Raw genomic sequence first — 23503 nt, forward strand, 5'->3', positions numbered from 1 at the left:
CGCACGGATACGTACGCGGATACGTATCCGGTTATCGGGTCGAGGGCGAGGGCACCCACTGCGCGATGTCGGCACGTGCGGCCGCGAACAGCTTGTGCCGGATGTTTTCGACGTGCTTTTCGACCGTGCGGACCGAGCAGATCCGGCGCCGGGCGATCTGTGTGTTGGTCATGCCTTGCGCCACGAGCACCGCGATCTCTTGCTCGGCGCCGGTGAGGGTGTCCCACGGCGACGCCGAGCGGTCGGCCGGTTCGGGCCGCGTCGTGCGGTGGAAGGCCAGATCGAGGAACTCGTCCTGCGTCAGGTTCCGGCCGTCGGCCAGCGCGGCAGCATAGGCCGCCTCGCCGAGTATGGCGCTGGCCAGTTCCTCGCCGAGGCGATAGGCCTGCTCGATCGGCGCCACCCCCGCCACGTGCATGCCGTGCAGCTCACGCAGCTGCTGCGCGCCGCCGAGCACTCTGGCCAGCGACACCGCGTCGGCCCGGTCGCGGCGTGGATCGTCACCCTGTCGGTTGCACAGCATCCGGGTCATCGCGAACGCTGCCAGATGGGAGGCGTACATCATGGCCCAGTGCGGGACGAGTTCCCGTTGCACCGGGGGCGCCAGCTCGAGCGCCTCGGTGGGATCGCCCGCGCTGATCGCGGCGACGCCCTTGCCGATCATCGCCATGGCCGTTGCCCACTCCGCGCCCGCGGCGTGCGCGTCGTCATAGACCTGTTGCGCGGCGGCGCGAACGTCGTCCGTGGCATACCAGGCGGCAGCCAGCGTCCGGAAGAAGCTTGCCATGTGCTTTTCACCGTGGAATTCGCTTCCCGCACTGTCGAATTCACCCACCGCCGCGGACAGCAGCCGAACCGATCGCGCGGCGCCCTCGGCATAGAAGGCATACAGACCTTCCAGAAAAAGCATTGCCGCAGTATGGGTTTCCGTGGACTCAGCGCGGCAGGCGTCGAGCATTCGCCGTGCGGCGCCGACCCGGCCACTGCTCAGCGCGAGATTGCCTGCCAGCGCCATCGCCAGCCGCCTCGTCTCGCTGGGACGCTGGTCCTGCGTGCGCGCCAAGCCGGTTTCCAACCAGCCGATGGCCTCGGCACCGATGCTCAGAAAGAACGGCATCCGCAAGCGCGCGAGGCACAGCGGCAGTTCCAGTGGCGTCAGGCCCGCCTCGACCACGGTGGCCGACCAGGCCACTGCCGCACGGAGATTCGCGAGTTCGATGCGCGACCACTGCAACCAGGTCACCTCGCGCGGGCTGAACCAATCCTGCGCGGCGCGACGCGCCTCGGACAAGAAGTGCGCGTGGTGGGCCTGCCGCAGTCCCTCGATCTCGCCGAGTTCGACAGCACGCGCGTATCCGTAGTGCCGCAGCGTCTCCAGCAGCCGGTAACGGGTCGACGGACCCTCGGTTTCGGCGACGACGATGGACTTGTCCACCAGTGCGCCGAGCACTCCGACGACGTCCGTGCGCGCGACCCCCGCGCCCGAGGCGACCGCCTCGGCGGCGGCGAGATCCCAGCCGCCTTCGAAGACCGACAGCCGCGCCCACAGCAACCGCTCCGGCGCGGAACACAACTCGTAGCTCCAATCCAGCGCACCGCGCAGGCTGTGATGCAGCGGCGTCGTGCCGTGCTGCGGCCCGCCGGTCAGCATGCCGAACCGAGAATCGGGGGTGCCGCTGTCCAGCCTGGCGACGATCTCGGCCAGCGACTGGGTGCGCAGCCAGGCCGCGGCGAGCTCGATGGCGAGCGGGATGCCATCCAGTCGGCGGCACAGGGTGCCCGCTGTCGCCCGCTCGTCGTCGCCGATCGTGACGCCGATCGCCTTGGCCCGCTCGATCAGCATGTCGACGGCCTCGTAATCGGCCGGATCCGCGGGCCAGGAAGGCACGGGCGTCGGCGCCGGATAGGACAGTGGTGGTATTTGATAGGTGTATTCCCCTGCGCAGCCGAGTAATTCACGACTGGTGACGATCACGCGCAAGCCTCGCACAGCGGCGAGCAGCGCACTGACCAACGCACCGACCTGATCGGCCACGTGCTCGCAATTGTCCAGGACGAGCAGATATCCGCCATGCCGCGAAGGACTTTCGGCCACTCGGGTGCGAAACTCGGCGGCAAGCAACTCGCGCAGCGGACGCGTGGAATCGGTCTGGATCGGCAGACTCTCCGCCAGTCTGTGTGCCACCCAAGTGGGTTCGGCCGCGTGGGCTACGTCCGTAGAGCGCGACAACGTCAACCAGTGCACAGCGGTGGCGCGGTCGATGCGCTGCATGGCGTGCACGAGGCGCACCGCCAACCGCGTCTTGCCGATACCACCGGGTCCGACCAGGGTCACCAACCGCGCCTCGGCCGACAGTCCGAGCAATTCGTGCAGTTGCTCGCGCCTGCCCACAAACGAGGTCAACTCCGGCGGGGTGCCGGTCGAAGGTGCCGCGTTCCCGCGTTCCACCATGCCGAATCTCCTGACGCGAGGGTCCGCAGAGCATAACAATGTCCCACCACGCCATTTCTGGACCATTGACCGGCGAGAGCGAGGGGGAATTGCCCAGCCCCGATTCTCAGGATTGTGACACCCCACGCAGCGATTCCGCGTTCGGAATCCACCGGGCTACCTCGGCACGCGAGACGACGAACAGTTTCGCCCGAATGTGTTCGACGTGCTTCTCCACGGTGCGCACCGAACACACTCTGCTCCTGGCGATCTGCGGGTCGGTCAGCCCCTGCGCGACGAGCAACGCGATCTGTTTCTCGGTCTGGGTGAGCTCGTTCCAGGCATCCACCCGTGCTTGCTGCTCTTTGTCGCCCGGCACTGCGGTGGCTGCCGGCGCGTCCATTGCGAGAGTCAGAATATCGTCGTAGGACAACGCATAACCTTTGGCGAATGCGGCGTCGTACACCGCGCTCCCCAGAATTTCGGTGGCGAGTACCTCGCACTTCCGATCGGCCTCGACGAACGGAACGAGATCGGCCACCTCGACGCCGTACCGCTCGCGCATCCGGGCGGCACCGCCGAGCACCTCCGCGATGTGCCTGGCGTCCGCTGTGTCCCTGCGGACATCGACACCACGGCGAGCGAGCACTACTTCGGTGGCCGCCCACGCCGCGAGATGGGTGGCGTACATCATGCCCCACTGGTCACCGATTTCCCGTTGCCGCCGTTCGGTGTTCATGGCCTGAGTGGGGTCGCCGTGCCAGATTGCGCCGAGACCGCGGGCCATGACGGCCCAGGCCATCGCCCATTCGGATCCGGCCGAAGCTGTCTCCGCGAAGCAAGCCTCGGTGACCGCGAGCGCCTCCTCGTGCGGCGCGTACCAGGCGGCTGCCATGGCCTTGAACAGCAGCGCCATCTGCCGCTCGCCGCGAAAGCCGCTGCCCGCGTTGTCGAAGGCGTCGATGGCGCGGTCGAGCAAGGCCACCGCTCGCGGCGCGCCCTCGACGAAGAAGGCGAAGATGCCCTCGAAATACACCAGCGGCGCGGCGGATTCGGCGGCCGACTCGGTGCGGCACAGTTCGAGCAGTCTGCGGGCCACCGGCACCGAACCAGCGCACAACGCGATATTCCCGGCCAGCGCCATGGCCAGTGTCCGCAGCGACGCCGGAGCCGTGCCGACGGTGCGCGCCAGCCCGGTCTCCAGCCAGGCCACCGCCTCACCGGAGATGCCGAGGAAGAATGGCAGCCGCAGCCGGGCCAGCGAGACGGCCAGGTCGAGGCCGCTTGCCGCCTCGTCCGCGGTGGCGAGCGACCACGCCAGTGCCGCACGCATATTCGGCATTTCGGTCCGAATCCGATAGAGCCAATCCAGTTCCCGCGGGCCGAACCAGTCCTGTGCCGCCGCACGCGCCAGCGCCAGATAACAGTCGCGATGCCGCCGCTGGAGCGTCTCGCGCTCACCGCGCTGTTCCGCCAGCGTGTGACCGTACTGACGCAGCGTTTCGAGCAGCCGATAACGGGTGCGCCCGCCCGTGGTATCAGCGATCACAATCGACTTCTCGACCAGATCGCGCAGCAGGCCGAGGATGTCCGCGGCCGCGATACCGTCGCTGGCACAGACCATCTCGGCCGCCGCCAGGTCCCAGCCGTCCTCGAAGATCGACAGCCGGGCCCACAGCAGCTGCTGCGGGCCCGTGCACAGCCGATAGCTCCAGTCCACCGCGGCCTGCAGGCTGTGGTGCATCGGATGCGCTCCGTAACGCGGTCCGCCGGTGAGTAATCCGAAGCGCGCGTCGGTCGGGCCGCCGGTCAATCGGGCGACGATCTCCGGCAGCGATTGGCTGCGCAGCGCCGCCGCAGCCAGCTCGATGGCGAGCGGGATGCCGTCCAGCCGCTGACACAACACCGCCGCGGCCGCGTGATCTGCCTGGCCGATCACCGTGCCCGCCGCCTTGGCCCGCTCGATCAACAGGTCGACAGCTTCGTACCGTTCGCCGTTCGCGCCGGACTCCGCTCGGCTCGGATAGGTCAGCGGCGGGACGACATAGGTGTGCTCGCCCGCGCAGCCCAGCGGCTCCCGGCTGGTCGCCACGACACGCAAGCCGTCGACAGCAGTCAGGAGTTCGCTCACCAGGGCGCCGAGTTGATCGGTGAGATGCTCGCAGTTGTCCAGCACGAGCAGGTACCCGACTTGCCGCGTGCCCGCGCCTGCCGTCTGGTCCCGCAGATGATCGATCAACAGATCGCGCAGCGCATGCCCGGTGCTGATCTCGACGCCGAGTTGCGCCGCGATCTGGCGCTCCACCAGGGTCGATCCCGGCGAGGACAGCGCATGCTCCAGCACGGACAGGGTCGCCCAGCCGAGCACCATCCCCGAGTCCACCCTGCGCAGCGCCTGCACCAACCGCTGGGCCAGCCGGGTCTTGCCGACGCCACCCGGGCCGACCATGGTCAGCAGGCTCGCCTCGTCGAGCAGCGTGGCCACCTCACGAAGCTGCAGTTCCCGGCCGACGAACGAGGTCAGTTCGAGCGGCACTCCGGCAGGCTGCTCCGCCCGTGCGTTCACCGATGGTCCTCAGGTATCGCCAGGGCGTCGCCGTTCATGATGCGTCGCATTCCACGACACTATCGGCGGATCATGGGCCGAGGCGTGATTCGCGAGCACCGCCAGGTGATCGCCTGTCCAGAATGCCCGGGGAACGGGGTCGAGCTGAATCTCGGCTGGCGCTATCTCTTCCGCGGCTGATCGCGAAGTCGCCCCGACACATCACGGTCTCTTCCCGCAAATGGGGACGTTCACGAGTTCGATGACATGACACAGGACCCGTAGCTTCTATTGGACGTCCGTCCGGTATGGATTCCCTCGTTGGCGGGCGGTTCGGTGGGCGACGGTCCTGCCGGGGACCGGGTATGAGGACGGCCGCATGCGTCAAACCGAGGCACAAGAGCGTGATGCCGTCGCGGCCACCCAGGCCGCCTTGCTGGATCAGCTGGATCGATACCTGCCCGATCCCGACTATCGCGCCTACTTCCGCTGGGCGCTGTCGGAGCAGAATCCACAGCGCGCGCTGTTCACCCGGATCATCGCGCTGACCCAGCTCGGCAATCTCACCGCCGCGATGCTGGCCGACCTGCCCGGACCGGATGATTGGCCGACGCTGGTGCGGCATGCGATTCCGGTCAACGTCTACCAAGTCTTCGAGGTGGTCTCGGACAATCTCGGTATCGGTCTGGCCTTGGTGGCACCGGACGAGCCCTCCGAAACCCGTGACCTGCTCCTGCATTTCAACGCGGTCGCGGCCGCCGACCTACGCACCCCCACGAAACGACCGGCCGTCGAACTGCTCGCGCCGCTGCGCGCACGCAGCGAGCGGATCTCGGCCTTCACCCAGAGCCTGCGTCCGGACGAGCACGCACGCATCGTCGACGCGTACGCCGATTCGACCGGGCACGCATCAGCGCGGCTGGAGCGCTCGGTGTGGAGCGGCCTGGTGGCCAATCTGGAGTCCGGGCGCGACGTCCTGTCCGCGATCGCGGGTACCAGCGCCGAACCTCAGGTGCGGGCGCAGACCATCGAGCGCTATCGGGCGGTCGACCGAACCCTGCGCGAATCACGGCTAGGCCGCGACGATCTCGTCGACATCTGCCGCAACGCGATCCTCGTCACCCCCACCCTCGGCTATTTCGCCGCGGTGTTCGGCGAGCTTTCCCATCTCGACTCCGGCTATCTCGCGGCGGTGGCGGACGGCAGCCTCTTCGCCGCCTTCGACACTGCCGCTGTGCTGGTACGGCTGTTGAACGATATCGGGACACCACTGCTCCAGATGTCGCGGGACCAGCGGCACGTGTTGCTCTCCGAGCTGCTCCTGCGATACCCCGCCGACACGGTGATCACGGTGTTGGCCAAGGCGATCGAGGAGCCCGCGTTGAACAGGTTCCGGAAGGATCTGGCGCACGGGGAGTTCAACGTCTGCTTGCACCCGCTGCTGCGAGTCGATGACCTGGACGAGGGGTTGACCGAGCTCACCGACGGACTCGACCACTTCGCCGAGCTGTACGCCCGCCGCAGCACGCTCCTCGACCAGCAACTCGCCGAACTGGGGCAACGCTTGCACGACGGCAGGATCCTCGAGGTGACCCGACGGTTCGTCGACTTCCATCGACGGCTGTACACCCATCGCTACGACACCTTGGCCGGCGACTATGCGATCTGAATCCGGCACCGCGGCAACACCGTTCGCGCCGGGTCGGCTGCCGCTGCTCGGTCACCTTCCCGCGCTGGCACGGGCACCGCTGCGGTTCGTGCGCTCCTGCGACGAGCATGGGCCGGTGCTCCGGATCGGACTGGCGGGCACCAGCGCCTACCTGGTGACCGACGCGGAATTGGTGCGCACCATGTTGATTGCGCGGAGCACGCATTTCGCCAAAGGTATCCACTACGAGAAACTGGGCGAACTACTCGGCAGTTCGCTCAGCACGGTGACCGGCGTCGAGCACCGCGACCGCAGGCGGCTCATGCAGCCCGCGTTCCACCACCGGTACCTCGACGGATTCGCCGAGGTCGTCCGCAGGGCCACCGTCGAGCTCGTCGACGGGTGGCGCGACGGGCAGGTGATCGCGGTGGATACCGTCATGCGCAGGCTGGCGCTGACGATCGTCGCCGAGGCGATGTGCTCCAGTTCGCTCGATCGACGGATGATCGAAGGGGTCCAGCACGACCTTCCGGTGGTCATGCGCGGTGTGGCCTTGCGGGTCATGCTGTCGTCGGGGCTCATCGACCGCGTGCCCGTCCCGGCCAACCGACGCTTCCACGCGGCCAACCGGCGCCTGCGGGCCACGGTCGCCGAACTCGTCGCGCGGTACCGAGCCGCCGGTCTGGAACACGACGATCTGCTCTCCCTCCTGCTACACGCCCATCATCCCGTAACGGGTAAGGCGTTGAGCGACAACCAGATCTGCGACGAGATGGTGAACCTGCTGTTCGCTGGCACGGAGACCACCGGCAACGCGCTGGCCTGGCTCTGGTACGCCGTCTCCAGGCACCCCGAGGTCGAACAACGGCTGCGCGACGAAGCAAGCACGGACTGTGGCGAATACACGCGACGGGTAGTCCGCGAGACGCTGCGCCTGTATCCGCCACCGTGGCTGGTGTCGCGGCAGGTGCGCCAGCCGGTCCGGCTCGGAACCCACGACCTACCGGTCGGCGCACACGTGCTGTTCAGTCCCTATGCGATCCAACGGAACCCGGCCAACTTCCCGCATCCGGAACGCTTCGACCCGGATCGCTGGCTGCCCCACCGTGCCGCCGAATCCAACAGGCATGCCTATCTCGCCTTCGGCGCAGGGGCGCAGAACTGTATCGGCGAAGGGTTCGCGATGCTCGAGCTGACCACCGTCGCGCGCACCATCGCGTCCCGCTATCGCCTCGTCCCTATCGGCACCACGGTGGAAAAGGCTTCCGCCACTTTGATTCCCAGTCGACTGACGATGCGGATCCACACCGCGCGGTGAGTGCGACGCGAGCGAGAACGCCACGTCGCGTGGCAGAACCTCACCGGCTGCCGCCCACGGCGCGCTGCGCCGACGACGGAAACGTGCCGGTTACCGCGTGAACTCCAGCAACCACGGCCGCCGAAGTCTGCCGAAAACCTCCGGAGGCGATTCACCCAGGATCCGGAGTGTCTGGCAGTGCTGCCGGATCTGGCGGCGGCGCGACGATCTCCTGCTCGGCACCAGCGGGGGGTACGACTTCCAGAATCCGGGCGCCTGCCTGGCTCAGGACATCGTTCAGTTCGTTGTCCAGCTCGGTGACCAACCGATCGCATTCGCCGAGTTCTTTCGCGAGCTCGAAGAATTCCGGTACGCGCAGGGCCTTGTGGGCCTGATCGCGCAGCTCATCGGTGAACGTGGGATCGGCCACTTCGTCGATGGTTTCCTGGAACCAGGCACCGAACCGATCCGGATCTATGTTCCAATCCGCACACCGGGTGCGGAGCTTCTCCCGCTGGGTCATGGCCGCGCCCCATCTTCGGGCGAGGTTGTCCAACGACTCTGCCCACAGGCGCAGTTCACTCAGTGCCGATTCCTCGATCGCAGCGTCGCCCGGAGCTTGATGAAGCGCCGCGTCCAGCGCCCGAATAGTCCACATCCACCTGCTGTACCGATGGAACCGGTGGGCTTTCGATTCCGCCGAATGCAGTACGAGGTAGGCCTTTGCACATATGAGGTCTGCGCCGTCAGAACGGCCGCGGAGTGTATCCAACCTGCGCGCCTTGTCAGGCGTCACTTCATGGGGCGACCAGCCCCGCAGCTCTGCAATTGCCTGCTGGAGGGCCCACCGGTACGTGGCAAGCTCGCGCTGGTCACCTGATTTCGGTGCAACCTGCCAGATCGACACAATCCGGCTCAGCTTGTCCACTGAGCCCAGCCCAGGCATGTTCAGCCCGACTAATTCGATGCCTCGAACTCCGAACGAGTTTTCCATATTGCGGCACTCACGCCACGCCCATTCACACACGGACCACGTCGATCTTCCGATACTTGCAGAACGGCTTCCGACAAATGGAGGGCCTTGCTCGAACAGATTCAGCCCACCGTAGACAGCTCGAACAGCGTTCTGCAGAATACGGCCGACCTCACCCTCCAGACGGTCCATCTCTTTCAGTGAAAGACAAAGCGCCTCCAATTCCCGAAGCTCTGCGAACTTGGAAATCAGCGCCTTCAGACGATTCAGATCTGCATGAGAGAAAGCGACCTCGGTTACCTTTCCAGCTTCCCCGCGTCGCCGTATTTTCGCCTGGTTCGAATCATACAGGTTCGCAACAAACGATTTCAACGCAGCATCGGTGATCGCATTCGTATCAATCTGGAGCTCGGAACCGATACGCAAAGATAGTATATATCTCTGATTTACTATCTCTTGATACTCGGACCCATCCAACCGGATCAGCAGGTTCGGAAATCCGAGCTTCTGACAGAGTTCGGAGAAGCGTGCGTAGCTGCCCCCCTCCGGCAGCGATGGACGCAGTACCCGCAATCGCTGGAGCCGTTCGAAGAACAGACGTACTTTCGCGGCCAAGATATGGGCCGAATTCAATCGAGCGTCGGCCCATTCACGCATATCTCGAAGCGACGACAGCAGCAGATCGACATGCGCTGCCATCAGCTCGACCCGGTCGTGAACACGCTGGAATAGTTCCGCCCGCCGCCCTGCATCCGACAATTCTGCACTCTCAGCGATCAGAGCACGAAGAGAGCGCAGACGATCATTGAGGAGTATTCTCAATTCATATAATAGATCGGATACACTATATTTACCATTGCTACTTCGACCGTCGTCGTGATCATGGACAGGATCCGTGCCGGTTCTGTCCTCGAAAGCACGGATAAGTGCGTCGAAATGTCCGAACGGTAGCTTGAACACCGATTCCGGTGCACGTCCCCCCATAGCCAGAAGGAAGGCCTGGAAACGGATTACATTCGCTTCCAACTCGAGTTTGTCGGCAATCTTGGATATGCCGCTGACCCGACTCAAGCGATGCTCGTAATCGATTTCCGCATCGATCGCCATATCCAGAGCATGCAGCTGCGATTCGAGCACAGCTTCGTCTTCGGTCAACGCGGACGGGTCCCCTTCCCGAAGTTGATCGCGGCGATGGAACAAGTCCGCATGCAAAACCTCTGAGAACTCGTGGCCTAATGGTTCTCGCCACTCGCCTCGCACATCAAGAGCACGCAACGGAGCCCGGAGCCCGAAACGCACGTCATCCGCGTCCTGCTGGCGCCACCGCGCGTCGCGCCAAGCTTCTTTCAGGTTGTTCAGATGCCGGAGCCGCTGACCGAACAGGCTCCGCGTGCTCGCGTCCAGGGGCGCACCGGGATCATTCAGCGCTGCCTGCATGGCAGACCGGATCCAGCGGATACCTGGCCCGAAGAAGTGCGACTCTCCGCTGTCCGATGCAGTCGAGGAGCTCTGCAGCGCCGAGATTTGCAGTCCCCGAGTGACAGCTTCCATTTTGTCGAGAATGCCGTCCAGCTCGCGGTTGAGATCACGAAGTTCGGCGTCGAGTTCGGTGAAGATTTCAGGCCTTGCGTAGGGGTCCGGCACGACACCGGCCGGGTCGGCGCCGACGGACAGAGCACACACCTGTTCGACCAGATCCATGGTCGCCTCCCATTGCGACTGCTCGATCTCGTCGACGCCAACACCCAGTTCGTAGATTCGCTGTCCCCAGCCCGCGACTTGCTCTACGGCTTTTGGTGCCCAGCCAAGCTGGGTGATCTGCCGTTGCCATTTGCCGAACAAGTCCAAGACCAACTCCGCCAAACGCTCTGCGTCGGCGAGAGCACGCCGTCGCAGACTCAGGCGGCCGATCTGATCGACGAGATCGGTCACCTGCAATACTTCGAGGTATTTACTTGCGGCAGCGGCAAACTCGCCGGTCATCTGCCCGGAACCGGCAAGTCGAGACAGCAACACACAGATCACGTTGTCATCGATGGCGGAGTTGTCCGGACCGTTATTCCACGAATCACCAGGCAACAGCCGGATCAGCTGCCCACGCGCGCCGGCGAGCGCGTCGTGCCACAGCGCCGGATCCTCGTCGAGCACCTGGTCCGGATTCACCTCGTACGGAGCCACTGCCCGTCGCAGACACTCCAGTCGATAATCGAACGGATCCAGGCGGCGTCGCCACATCGAGTGCACGGCCATCAGACCGACCAGCCACAATCTTCGCTGCGCCGAGTCCGCCAACCGCTGCATGACGAAATACTCCAGCGCCCACGGCATCGACACGTCCGACCGCGCGGGCGATTCGATCTCCGGCGCAGTCGCCCACACCGGCTCCGCGGTCAGTCGCAAACGCCTCGTGTCCGGTACCGGTTTCCTGAATTCTCGGACGAATTCGGACAGCCGATCTTGCCTTTCCGTAGCGATCCAACGCCGCTCTTGTGCCGGATCCGCTATCGAGAGGTTCCACCGTCTCAGCTTCGCCACCGGAGCCGCTGGATACCAGGCGAAATGCAATGAGCCGATGCGGACCGCCAGGATTCCTACATTCCGACTCACCAATAACTCCAGAGCGCGGTCGTCCGTGCCGGTCACCACGCCCCGGAATGCGTTCAGGTCACTGACCTCGCCGGCGCTGAACCCGCTCTCGTCGGGAAGTTCTCCATACCAACGCTGCACGATATCGTCCGAAAGGTTTCGAGACCGGCAGAATTCGGTATAGATAGGGGCGATGTCTTCCGATTTTCGGAATGCCCAGAAGATCGTGACACCGTACGCAAACAGCGCTTCCGCTACCCGGACGAAATCATCGGCGGGCGTAATCCCGTCGGAAGGGATGTGCATGCGCTCACGAAATTCTTTCCACCAGCGATCGGTGGATCCCCATACATCAAATCTCTCTTTGACCATCCTTGCGACCGCATCCACGATCTTGTCCATCACATGTTCGGATGTGATATCCCACCGCGCCCGTGCCACTCGGTAATCGGCTGCCGAGTCATCTTGGCCCGGATCGGCGATGAGCGCCGCACGTACCGAGACCTCGACCCAGGCCAATACCATGCCGATCGAGTCATAGGCATTACCGCGAAGCTTATCGAGTGCATAGTCGATTATCCGGCGGTGTGCTGTGGCGAAATCGCTGTGTGCATCCTCAGCGACGGAGCCGTCGGCGGCCACACCAACAGCGGATACCGCTTCGCTGGAAAGGGATTGCCGCATTGTCCCGTCAGCTGCGCGGGCACCCCCGTCGACAGAGCCATTCCCGGCACGCTCGAGCACGGGCAAACCCGACCCGTCGGTGTACGACCCGCTCGGCCTCGGCGCGGTCGCGCTCCATGGCACCGGCGCCGCGCCTCCCCCGATGCCAAGGAAGCTGCGCACGTGATCCGACACCTCCTGGCTTTGTACCAGATCCGTCCATCCGATCAGTGATGAGGCATATCCGCGCAGGGCCGCCTCCACGTTTTCGGTGATATCTTCGACCGCCAGCAATGCAGACACGTTGTCAATGTGTATATTGCCGAATTCGTGTTCCCTGATCACGAAGTTCTCCGCCCAGCGCTGGGCCACCTTCCATGCGTATTTACCACAATACGACACCGCGTTTTCGAGGAGCTCAGAAATATTATCCACCCCTGCTCTCCCGGCTTCCAGCATGGCAAGCACGGCAACAATTCCGTACTGTTGCCGTAATGCGACATCCAATTCCAGGTTTCGGTCGTCCCCGGTATGCAGTGGGCTGAAATCCTTGGCATCGAGAACGTTCCCGAGAGCAATCCATATCGCCATGACAAAGTTGTCTTCGCCGTACCAGTTAGGAAAAGGAACCGCGCCGAGCAGCCCGAGGTTGGTCAGCAAGAAAGCACCGCTGGCATCAATGCCACTGTGCAGATAGCTCTGTCCCGCGATTCCGGCGCCGACGGTGGCAGCCGCGTCCTCCACGTGGTTGACGTCCTGTTTACCCGCGTAATGGCCGCTGATCCCGATGAACTTCGCGTCCGGAACAGGAGCCGACAGCAGTTCGGTCACCGCTTGCGAATCGACCGATACGAGTTCCCCTTGAAATATCCCGTCCCGCAACCGGATATCGTCATCGAGCAGCAGCGCGCGGTCCGACGGCGCCCCGCAAACCACCGCCACCCATTGCAACAACGTCAACACGCCCGGCTTGTTCCACTCCGGACGCCCCAGCACCTTGAAGGCCGACTCGGCGAACTGTCTCGCGGCTTCGGAGGGCCATGGCATGCTCGCCAGCAGCGCTGTGCGTCGTTCTTCGTCGATGTACACCACATCGAACGAGGCCTTGTCGATGGCTTGTCTGTTCCGGGCCCGATGCTGCGGATCGACGGAATCGTCGTAGACGAACACCGTGAATGTTCCCGGAACAACGGCGGCGATATCGTCCAGCAGCGCTGCCATGCGTTCCGGTCGGTCCTTGGTGCAGAAATGGATTGTCAGCGGCGGCAGATCCTCGACGAATTCACGGGTTTCCGGCGGAACCGGCTCGTCCCCATCCCGTTTTCGGCCTTCAGTAGAAGCACCCGACCGCACAGACACATCCGCCGTAACCGGCGCCCCGCCACTCGGTCCGTGCGCCGACTGTCGTGGCGGTGGATCTGGACCGCCTGGTTCGGGGGAAGAACTGGCCGACCACGGCGTCGTACCCGCCTGTCCGACACTGGTGTCGGCGTCATGTGTGGCGGCCGGAGGGGTCAATGCTTTCGATGGCCGCACCGGGTGGATCAGCCGCGAAGAGGCGGAATGCCATGGGCTGAGACCGGGGCGGGAACCTATCGGAAAGTCCGGCAATGCGCGCGGGCCAGGAAGGGTGACGATGTTTCCTTGGTGATCGTAGAAGACGACGAACTTATCCATATCCTCGGGCAAATCGAGAGGGGTCGGTCGGCAACCGATCTCGTATACCCATTTCCGGTTGCGGATCGCGTCGAAGAACTCGACCCTGCCGGTACGCCTGCGACTGTGGGCGATCGTGGCGACCTGCGCACCAGGCATGGCGTCGGACAGCGTGACGACGCGAGAAACACGAACTCTCGGCTGGTAGACCACAAGCAACGTCGCACCGGGCGGCATCGAAAGAACGCGCTGCTCCAGTTCGTTCCAGCTCTGCTCCACCAAGCGGAATTCGCCGCCCGCGGCGCGCTGGGCCCGCAACGGAAACTCGCCGAGTTTGCTGACCATCACTCGCTTCGAGTCGCTGAGGATCGCGCTACCGGTATTCGACTGCACGCGCGCGAGCGCACGCCCGAACCCATCGACAACGCGCTCGCGTGTTCCGTAACCGAGCAGTGCCGACGCGGCCGATGTCGCCGCGAACAGCCCGCCGACGAGCCAGCCCGTTGCAGTCGCGCCGGCCGCGGAAAGCAGGTAACCGCCGAGTACCCCGCCGACCATGCCCCCAAGGGAGTTCACCACACTGGTCGCGGCGAGTGCTCCGCCGATCATTTTCTGCGGAACGATCTGCTTCTGGTAGAGGAAGAATCGCTCGCTACTGATCATGCCTGCGACGCCTTGCACGATCGACAACGGCAGTATCAGCCATGGGTTCGTGGCGAGCGCGAACGACGCGGCGAGGACACCTCCCGCAGCCAAGCTGACAGGGTCCGCCACTTTCACGTTGATGCGGTGGCGAATGCGTTCGGGCAGCAGAAGTGCCAGCGCGGTTCCCGTGGCTCCCGCGGCGAGCAGCATGCCGGACGTCAGCGTGTCGAAGCCGGACGTGGCGAGGAGGTCGACCAATTGCATGATCCCGACTGCATTTCCGACGCCCCACGGGAACAGCAGCAACACGCTGCCGCGCAGATAGGAGTGCTGCCAGATCGCGCGCGCTCCATCGAGCATGCGAACAGGGTCTCCCGGTTCCGGCGCCACCGACGGAAGCCCGCGCAGCATCTGTAGATACAGCGCATAGGAAGCGGCATCGGCAAAGAACGGGAGCGCGGGCGAAAGACCGGCCATCGCGGGAGTGAGGAGGTTACCGACCGTGCCGGATCCGCCCCGTTCGATCACTGCCAGTGTCACCGCTCGCGACTGCTGGTCCACTGGCGCCAACCGTCGGCCATAGGTAGTTGTCGCGGCGCTGCCGATTGTGGTCGAGATGGCCAATGCGGCCGCCGAGCTGACGAGCACGGGCGCGCCGCCAGGAAGATCCGACAAGATAAGTCCACCGGTAACCCCGGAGACCGCCAAGCCAACGGTCGACGTCAGCTGTATGGTGCGCCGGTTGTCGTACCGGTCTGCGACGTATCCCGCCGCAGGCCGCGCCAGCAGTCCTGCCGTCTGGACCACCGAACTCGCGAACCCAGCCCATTGCACCGAATTCGTGAGGTGGTTGACCAAGAGCGGAACGTAGCGGGACACCCCGGCGGTGGCCGCAGCGGAAATGATCGAGCCCGTATACAGCCGGCGGAGTTGGACGTTCGCCGCCTTCTGGGACCGGTCATCCTTTCTGCCACGAATCCCTGCCAAGAACCCGCGCGCCGCCGGTTCGTCGGCAGCGGTGCCTGCCGACGCGGCGGGTTTGCCGCCAGTGCTTATCCCTCGCCAACGCTGTTCGAACTGGGCAGCACTCATGCCGAGCACACCGCCGCTCAGCACCACCGCATCGCCCGATATCGTTGAACCCGTTGCCGTGCTATAAATTTCACCTCCCGACCGGATCAATTCATCGCTCCGGCCGATCCGCAAACGTTTCGGCGGTGTCCCCCCATGTGCGCCGGGCAGCACCAACGGGTTGCGGCGCTTGTCATAGGCGACGGCCCACAAGCCGGCCAACTCGGCCGCAGTCGTCGAATAATCGCCGACAACTCCGTCGATCTCTTTACCCGGGTCCTGCAACAAGATTCGGACGTTCTCGCCGCGCTCGTCACACTCGTACTCCAGCCGAAGCGTGTGCGCGTTCACGCCATGTTCGTCCGTCGTCTGCGTGCCTTCGATCACCACGACCGAAACGCCGGAACGCTGACCAAGAGGCAAACTCTCGACCAGCCTCAGAAACGCCTCCACCACGAAACGCAACGGAGATTTCGGGTCGATCGAAAACTCTTGCGGACTACCACCGCCCAAAGCACGCACATAATCCTCGAGGAACACACCACCTAAACCGCCATAGAACTGCACCTCATCCGTCTTGCCGGTTTGCCTCCAATGGACGCCCACCACCAACTTCGCGCATTGATTCAGTGCATGACCATTGATCGGGGTATCGACCGTGGTTGGCGCAGCCTCTTCTATCGCGCCTTGTCGCACCGCGAACTTGTAGGCGGAATGCAGGAGGTTGGCGAATTCCCGGTCGAGGTCGACGGGTCCGCCGAGCGCAGCGTTCGGCTCGGCAGCGGCGATCATCAGGCAGAGTTGCAGGCACCGTTCTGCTCGTTTCAGCCCCACACTTTCGCCCGGATGCTGAGCGTATTCAATGACATGCTCGCTCAACAAGGACGCGATCAGACGGACGTCCAGGTCCTCGGGACGATTCTGGGCCTGCGCGCGCAGCGCCCCGCCCAGGACAACCGCGCGCGCAAAATCGCTGAAGGCGCGCTTCAGCAATCGGCGCAAGTGGAGTGGCCTGTCGGCGGCCCGATGCTGCTGGCGCGGCGCCGTCTCGGCAGCGTCCGCCGAATCTCCGGACAGCCAGCGCAACACATCGAGACGCCGCTTCTCGGGACGCCGGTTCACGGAGTATTCGCCGAGCGCACTCACCAGGGTCTTCAGGTCCTGATACCACCTGACGGACTGGTTTCGTTCGTCGAATGCTTCTTGCAGCTCACACAACCCGAGGTACCGTTCGGCAACACCGACCGTCTGGAACTCACCTGCGTCGACGAGCGTCTGCCGTTGCGCACGTACCAGATCTACCCGCCGCCGCTGCTCATCGAGGCTCGCCGTAATGTCCCACCCCGCAGCGACCAACTGCGAGTCGCACAGAGCGACAGCATCATCCAATGCCTCCGCGTGCTCTCCGGACGTTTCCCGGACAACCCGATAATCCAGCGGGAAGCGCCGCACATGGTCCGCCGACAGGCGCGCGAACTGCCGGGCGGCTCGATCTCGCCGACGCGTCGCCTCATCGAAAGCGGCGGCGACGACATCGATCTCGTCGACGAGCTCGGTCATGCGGATCGCCCCATGCACGAGGTCGAGCGCGGCGTCGAGGCGTCGCCGTCGCGCAGTGTGTTCCGGCGCGGCCAGCTGCCCGCGCATGCGGAGCAGGCGGACCAGTTCGTGCTCACCGTCGTCACTGACGTGCAGTTTCGCCGGATCGATGCCGAACTCCACATTCGGGCCCAAGGCGAGGCGGGTGGCCGCGTTGCGGCGCCGAGCAAGGAATTCGGCGCGCATCGGCACCAAACCGGCCCGCGCATCACCGGAACCAGGCAGCTCCGCAGTCTCCCCTGTCGGCCGCGGCGCCGAAGCGGGCACGCCGGAGAGCTCCAGGCCTATGTCTTCCAGGACTGCGTCCAAATCGACATGCAGCCAATACAATTGGTCTTCCAGCCGAGCGATCATGGTCGATTCCCGGACCAGTTCGCTCAGGTCACGGATCGGCCGGGTGATGCCGGACGTCGGATCGGTCGAGGTCTCATGGAGTGCCACGATCGGCGGCACCGCTGGTCCGGGCCGCCCGACCAGGTGGGACAGCCGTTCGTGCACGAAGAGCATGCCCGACCGTGAGACGGGCGCCTCCAGTCCGTGGTCACGCAACGACGACGTGAACCGTGCGCGGGTCGGCTCGAGCGACCGTAGTTGCCGTTCCGTGTCTTCCACCGCGATTCCGACTCGATAGAGCCGGTCGACCTGCCCCTGCATCTCCTGCAGCGCACGGCCCTTCTGGACCACCGCTGCCAGCAGGCCGTCGATCCCCTGCGGCCACATGGTCGACAAGCGGGAGATGTCGCTGAGGTGCAGTATGCCGCGGGCCTGCGCGACGAGTCCGCGAAATTCGCTCGCCTGTAGCGCCAGCTCTGCTTCCACCGCCTCGATCACGTGTGCCCACCGTTCGAGTCGACCAATCGCGTCGATCAGTGTCGACACCGCCTGCGACTCAGTGAATCGCTGTGTCGCCGTGGCGAGTTCGGGGGTCGCATCGCCTTGCTCGTTTCGCTGTACCGCTACCCGGTGCAGCCACCGGTCGTCCACTCGGCCCCGCTCGATCCCCAACAGCCGAACCAGGTTGTCGCGCGCCTGTTCGTGCTGGGTGGACCACCGCTCCCACACCTCGGAGCCGGTCTGGAGCAGCTGCCCGGGATCGGGACCGTCCGGCCCGAGCTGTGCACTGAGTTCCTTGACCAGCAGGGCGCGCCGCTGGTCGGCTCGGCGGACGGCCTCGCGCCGGGCAGCCGGCGGCAGGTACGCCGGGTTCCGGTCCTCGCCGACCGAGTCGGACGCCGCGCCCGCCCGCACTGCTCGAATCGCGATCTGTGCCGCCATCTCACCGAACAATCGATCGAGATCGCCGTCGAGGGTCACGATGTCGGCGGGGCGCTGCTCGGCATCAGCCGCCGCCCGCGCCGCCGCCACATCATCGAGCAGGTGCGCCCACTCGATCAGGTGACGTGTCCACGCGGCATTCTCCGCGCGCACTGTGTAGTCGGCAGATTCCTCCTCGGCATGGGCCTCGTCCCATCGCGCCTTGTTGACCGACTCGTCCAATGCGTCGATGGCCCGGACCCACGCGTCGTCATGATGGAACTGGCGAGCAGCGTCGACGACCGGCTCGACGCGAGACTCCAGCTGCGCCAGCGTCTCGGAGCCGGGCGCGACCTGCCACACCGACTCGACCCGCAGTCTTCGCCCCGACGAGCGGACGACCCTGGCGGCCTCCGCGCGCCGCTCGACCGCCGAATCGCGCAGTCCGGCAAGGTGGATGCCCAACGCGAACGTCCGCTCGAGCGGACGTGACTGGTGGCCGTCGGCGAATCGCACGCCGCGCAGACCGCGGACAGCGTCGGCCAGGACGGCGTCGAACTCGGCATCCAGCCGCCGGTGCTCCTCGGTCAACTCGGCGAGCTCGGCGATTCGGTGCAGCTCTAGATACCACTGCGCCGAGAACGCCCGCAGGAACAGCAGCACCGGACCGGGTATCGGGACGGTTCCGGCCCGATACAGCACCGCCAGCTCCATGAGCTTGTTCTCGCCGACCGTCTCGACCTCCTGCCCGAGCAGCCGTTCCAAGTCGGCGCGCACCACGCCCAGTGCGCCCCTTGGCCCAATCCAATTGTCCCGGTATTGCTGTGCGAGGCTCTCCAGTGCGTCCACCGCTGCGTCCTGGAGCTCCTGACCGAGAAACGACTCCACGGTGGCCCGCATGCCGACCACGGCGCGGTCGAGTCGTTGTTGCTCCCCCCGACCAGGCCGCAACTGCCAGTGCCGGAACCCGTGCACCTGCGACAGCGACTCGAGTTCCACGGCGTCCATGTCCGGCAGCCGTTTCTTCGCAACGGTCAATCGCTCGAGGCGATTGGTCAGCATGGCAATGCGATCGAACTCCCTGGCAAGGACTTCGACGGGGCGGCCGTGGCTCCTGCCGTCGGCAAGCCACGAGCGGATATCCCGCACCAGCGCACCGAGTGCATCGATCCGCTCGACTCGCCTCGCGCCGCGGTCGATATCTTCGAGGATGCCCAGAACGTCGAATCGAGCGAGGAAATCCTCGAACACCTCGGTGTATTCGGTCGGTAATCGGGTTCCCTTCAGATCCTCCGCCATCGCACGCAGGCGTTCGCTTCTGGGCGCGACCGGGTCCGGCGGGTCGGGCACGAAGCGACCCAGCTCGTCGTAGCGCGCATCGAGCGCACGCGCCCATTCGGCTCGGATCGGCGAGCCGACGCGCAGCAGTTCCGCGAGTTCGGGTCCCGACAGCGAATACCGGCGAAGAAGATCGGACTGCCGCAGAAATTCGGTGACTTCCATGACATCTGACCGGGCAAGCTCGCGCTCGGACGTCAACGAGCGACTCAGGACGGTACGACCGCCATCCACGTACTGGTGCACGATCCTGTCCACGCGGCTGTCGAACGCCGCCTGCTCGTCCCGGAGACGCTCCGCCAGTTCCGATGTCGAGCCACCCCGCGATTGCTCCTCCGCGAATTCCGACCGCGCTGTCCTGACGAGTTCTGCCTGCGTATCGAGCTCGACCAGTTCCCGCTCGAACGCAGCGAGCAGATCCGTGCGGTAGTCGTAGTCGGCGCTCGCATGGACGACAGCGTCCAACTCCTGGAGCCACCCGGTGACATAGGCCAGGTCCATGTCGGTCGCATCCACGTCATATAGCAAGGGCACCAAGCGATTTCGGACAACCTCCCGCAGCCTGGATGCTTCCAGCAGCTGATCTGATCCAGGGCCGACCTCCTGCTCGTCCAAGTCCCGGCATGCGGCGATGCGCGCGGTCAGATCAGCCGTCGCTCGTTGCTGCTGCGCACGCGCCGCGGCCAACGCTGCTGCCAAGGCGTCGATGTGCTCGATCCGGTCGCGCGAACGAGCCAGCGAAACACCGTCCACTTCGAGCGTTGGATCGATGTCGGACAACGCGTCTCGCGCGATCGCCGCCTGACGCTCGAGCTCGGCCGCCGCGTCGGCGCGCAACCGGCTCAGGTGTTCGCCCAACTCGACGTCGGGGTCGGTGGCGGGTGGTCCGCGTTCGGGCGGACGACCGGTCATGCGGTGAATCGGGAATTCGATGCCGGGACGTCCGGCAGGCTTGTCACCGGGCTCGAGCGGAATTTCGGGTTTGCCATCGGATTTGAACGCAAGTCCGTGATAGGTCGCTTTCGGACCAGCGACCACCGACAGGTGCGCGGCCCACAGGTCCACCGCAGCGTCCCCACGCACCTTTCGCACCTCAGACCCGCTCCCGTCGAGTCGCACGACTTGCTCCACGACCACGATCACGCCGTGCTCCATTTTCACCGTGAACGCGTGTGCCCCGGCGTCCCCGAAATCCACTGCGCCGATAACGGTTCCATGGGTGCGTCGCACATGCTCGATGATCGCCGCCGCGTTCGGGTATCCGCCGAGGTGCCAGTTCGCACGGCCCCACCGCGCGGCTTCCCGCCCATGGACCCCCGCCGTCCCTTGCACGATCGCGGCCCGGCGTTCCTGGGGAATGTCGAACCGGGGCCGGGTGCCCGGCCCGGTCACGGCATCGTCAGTCGCATCGTCCGTGGCGATGAAGAAACAGTTCTGTGGCACCTGGGCGATCGAATGCGAAGTGTGGGCGTCGAATTGACCCTCGCCGCGCAAGTATGTTTCGACCAGCTCGATGAACTCGCTCGGCTGCCCGACGATAAGGTCCCCGAAAAAGTTCGTCACAACGTCGTTCATCGGGTGGCCGCTGCCCTGACAGAGGTGCCACCGCTCCGGGGACGAGACGCCTATCTGCCTGTCTCGCTCGAAGTACAGCGTTCCGCGGATGGCATCGCCCAGATTCGTGCCGTATGGCGCAGCCATCATAGGGAGATGACCGGCCGAATTCAGCGACGGTAGCTGTCGAGTGTGCAATCGGTAGAGCACGTGCGCGGGATGGGACTGCGCGATCGTCGGGTCCGCGTCCACCATGCGGTACCCCAAAAGGAGGAGCTTGTCGCCGTCGATCAGTATTCCGGTCGGCTCGTCGTCCACGCCGCGCCGTCCCCACGAGAAGTCGAATGCGTTGGGGCCCAGTTGATTCAGCCAGTCGCGGAACCCTGCGGTGGTCAGGCCTGCCTGTCGATAGATCAAGTAGTGCTGCAGCAGCTGCGCATTGACCTCGCGGGGATCCGGTTTGGGCCGTGTGGCTTCGGCCTCCGCCGCGGAGATCGGCAGTGCCTCGATTCGTCCATCAGGCTGCGCTGTCACCTGTAGGTATCGCAGTGCCAGCCCCTCTCGCCACAGCGCATCGGCGAAACGCGGGCGAGCTGTCGCCAGCCGCGTCAGACTCCTCATGTGCCCACCCGCCGGTGCGGCGACGATCAGCACACCGCCCGTCGCGTTCGGCACGTACCCCACCTGGTCGGTCAGTCGGCGCGCATAGTCCACGCCCGCCAGTTCCACATTGACGACTCGCCTGGTCAGGAATCCGTCACGGGCCCACTGCGTTTCGGACAGGGCGGTAGCGAGTTCGCCGTGCTGGTCCAGAAGTTCGGTGAATTCCGCTATCCGCGAGAGGGTTTCGCTGCGGAGTGCGGCGGGACTGTCCTCGGGCAGCTGGACCGATGCCAATTCCGTCGGATGGACGCCGAGCGTGTCAGCCAAGGCTTCCCGCTCGCGTCTCAGGTAATGCTCCAGTTCTCGCTTGGCCTCGGGCTCGTTGCGTGCACGCACCACGGCTGGGTGCTCGGCACTCAGGGTGCTGGCCAGCGCATCGCATTTCTGGTCCCACGCGCGCCAGCGGTCGTGCGCCGCAGCGGCTTCGAGTATCAGCGTGCGATAGCGGTCGAGCGCATCCGGCGGCAGGACCGTGCCGAAACTTCCTGCCGTCGGCAGGGATCGGTCCGGGGCGGTCCTGGTGAGCTGGGCGCTGATGTCCCGAAGCAGAGGCATCAGCTCCGTATTCACGATATAGGTCGTGTTCGCACCTCTCTTTTCGCGGGACGTGTGCTTCCCGCCCTCGGGGAGCGCCCAGTCGAGCCGTTCGTCGACCCCCTGCTCCGGTGACGCCCACCAATCCGACCCGCCTCGCCAGATGTCGATGACCACCGAACGACCGTGGAAAGACACGATCTGCTGCCAGAAGCCACGCTCCAATCCAGCGGGCAAGTCGGAATCCCCGGCACCGGTGCCAGGCGCCTGCTCCTGGCCCGCGGCAGCGAACTGTTGCGCGACTCGGTGCAGCAACATGCTCGGATCCGGGTCCGACATCCCCTCGAACGATCCGCTCACCACGTCACTCACCGCACCGTGCCCGTCGGGCGGTGCGAGACGCCACTCGTCACCGTCGTTCGTGATCTCGACGACGGCGGTCCGGCGGCCGACCTCGACCGCGGCGCGCAAGACAAGCGATCCGCTGACCGGCCCTGGCCGCTCGGCACCCGGCTCGGCGATATCTGGAAGCACGAACTGCCGGGTGAGGGCTCTGATCAGCACCGCCGTCGGGTGCGCCACGTCCATGTCCACCGCCGTGGTTGTGGACTTCGCCAGCGCGTAACCGAAGGCCTGCAGCGTGCCGTCCTGCTCGAACATGCTTGCCGCCGTATGCGCTCCGTCGGCATCGCTTGCCTGCTCGGTCTTCGGGGCCTGCTTTGTCCTCGCGAAGACGTGTTTCGCCAGTCCGCCGACCCAGTCGCCGAACCCGACGTCGACCAACCCCAGCTGGCGAAAGCGCAGGTACTCCGCCAGCAGAATGCCTTCGATCTCGTCGACGGTCGGTTCCCGGTGCCCCCGCTCCGCTTCGCTCGCGCTACAGATCTCCGCGACCGGAATGCCGTCCGGCCCCGGTGCCACCCGCAAGTATCGCTTCTCGAACTCCGGTCGCCACAGGGCTCCGGCGAACCGCCTGTCGGCCAGTGCCAGGTCGCTCAATACCCGGAAGTGCATACCAGGAGGCGCGGCGACGACCAGGATTCCGC

5 protein-coding genes are annotated in these 23503 nt (G+C 65.2%); 2 read left to right on the forward strand and 3 right to left on the reverse strand.

What is annotated here, in order from left to right:
- Positions 1-31: 31 nt before the first annotated feature.
- Together ACGFNJ_RS28035 and ACGFNJ_RS28040 are read right to left on the reverse strand one after the other, a co-directional pair.
- Positions 32-2452, reverse strand: a complete 2421-nt coding sequence (locus ACGFNJ_RS28035; RefSeq protein WP_393454401.1) for a LuxR C-terminal-related transcriptional regulator — start codon at positions 2450-2452, stop codon at positions 32-34.
- 106 nt (positions 2453-2558) lie between these two features.
- The gene (locus ACGFNJ_RS28040; protein ID WP_393454404.1) at positions 2559-4997 is read right to left on the reverse strand and encodes an ATP-binding protein; all 2439 of its coding nucleotides are present in this window, start codon (positions 4995-4997) and stop codon (positions 2559-2561) included.
- A 358-nt stretch (positions 4998-5355) separates the two neighbouring features.
- On the opposite strand from ACGFNJ_RS28040, the gene ACGFNJ_RS28045 reads away from it, so the two are divergent.
- Positions 5356-6645: a hypothetical protein gene (locus tag ACGFNJ_RS28045; protein WP_393454407.1), complete on the forward strand. Its 1290-nt coding sequence runs from the start codon at positions 5356-5358 to the stop codon at positions 6643-6645.
- The gene (locus ACGFNJ_RS28050) at positions 6635-7942 is read left to right on the forward strand and encodes a cytochrome P450 (protein ID WP_393454410.1); all 1308 of its coding nucleotides are present in this window, start codon (positions 6635-6637) and stop codon (positions 7940-7942) included. The genes ACGFNJ_RS28045 and ACGFNJ_RS28050 overlap by 11 nt, the downstream gene beginning before the upstream one ends.
- A gap of 151 nt (positions 7943-8093) precedes the next feature.
- Here the strand turns inward: ACGFNJ_RS28050 and ACGFNJ_RS28055 are convergent, their stop codons facing one another.
- Positions 8094-23240 (reverse strand): MFS transporter, encoded by a 15147-nt coding sequence (locus ACGFNJ_RS28055; protein ID WP_393454413.1) that lies wholly within the window; start codon positions 23238-23240, stop codon positions 8094-8096.
- Positions 23241-23503 lie beyond the last annotated feature (263 nt).

The sequence above is a fragment of the Nocardia sp. NPDC049149 genome, assembly GCF_043197455.1.
In the GTDB taxonomy this organism is placed as follows: domain Bacteria; phylum Actinomycetota; class Actinomycetes; order Mycobacteriales; family Mycobacteriaceae; genus Nocardia.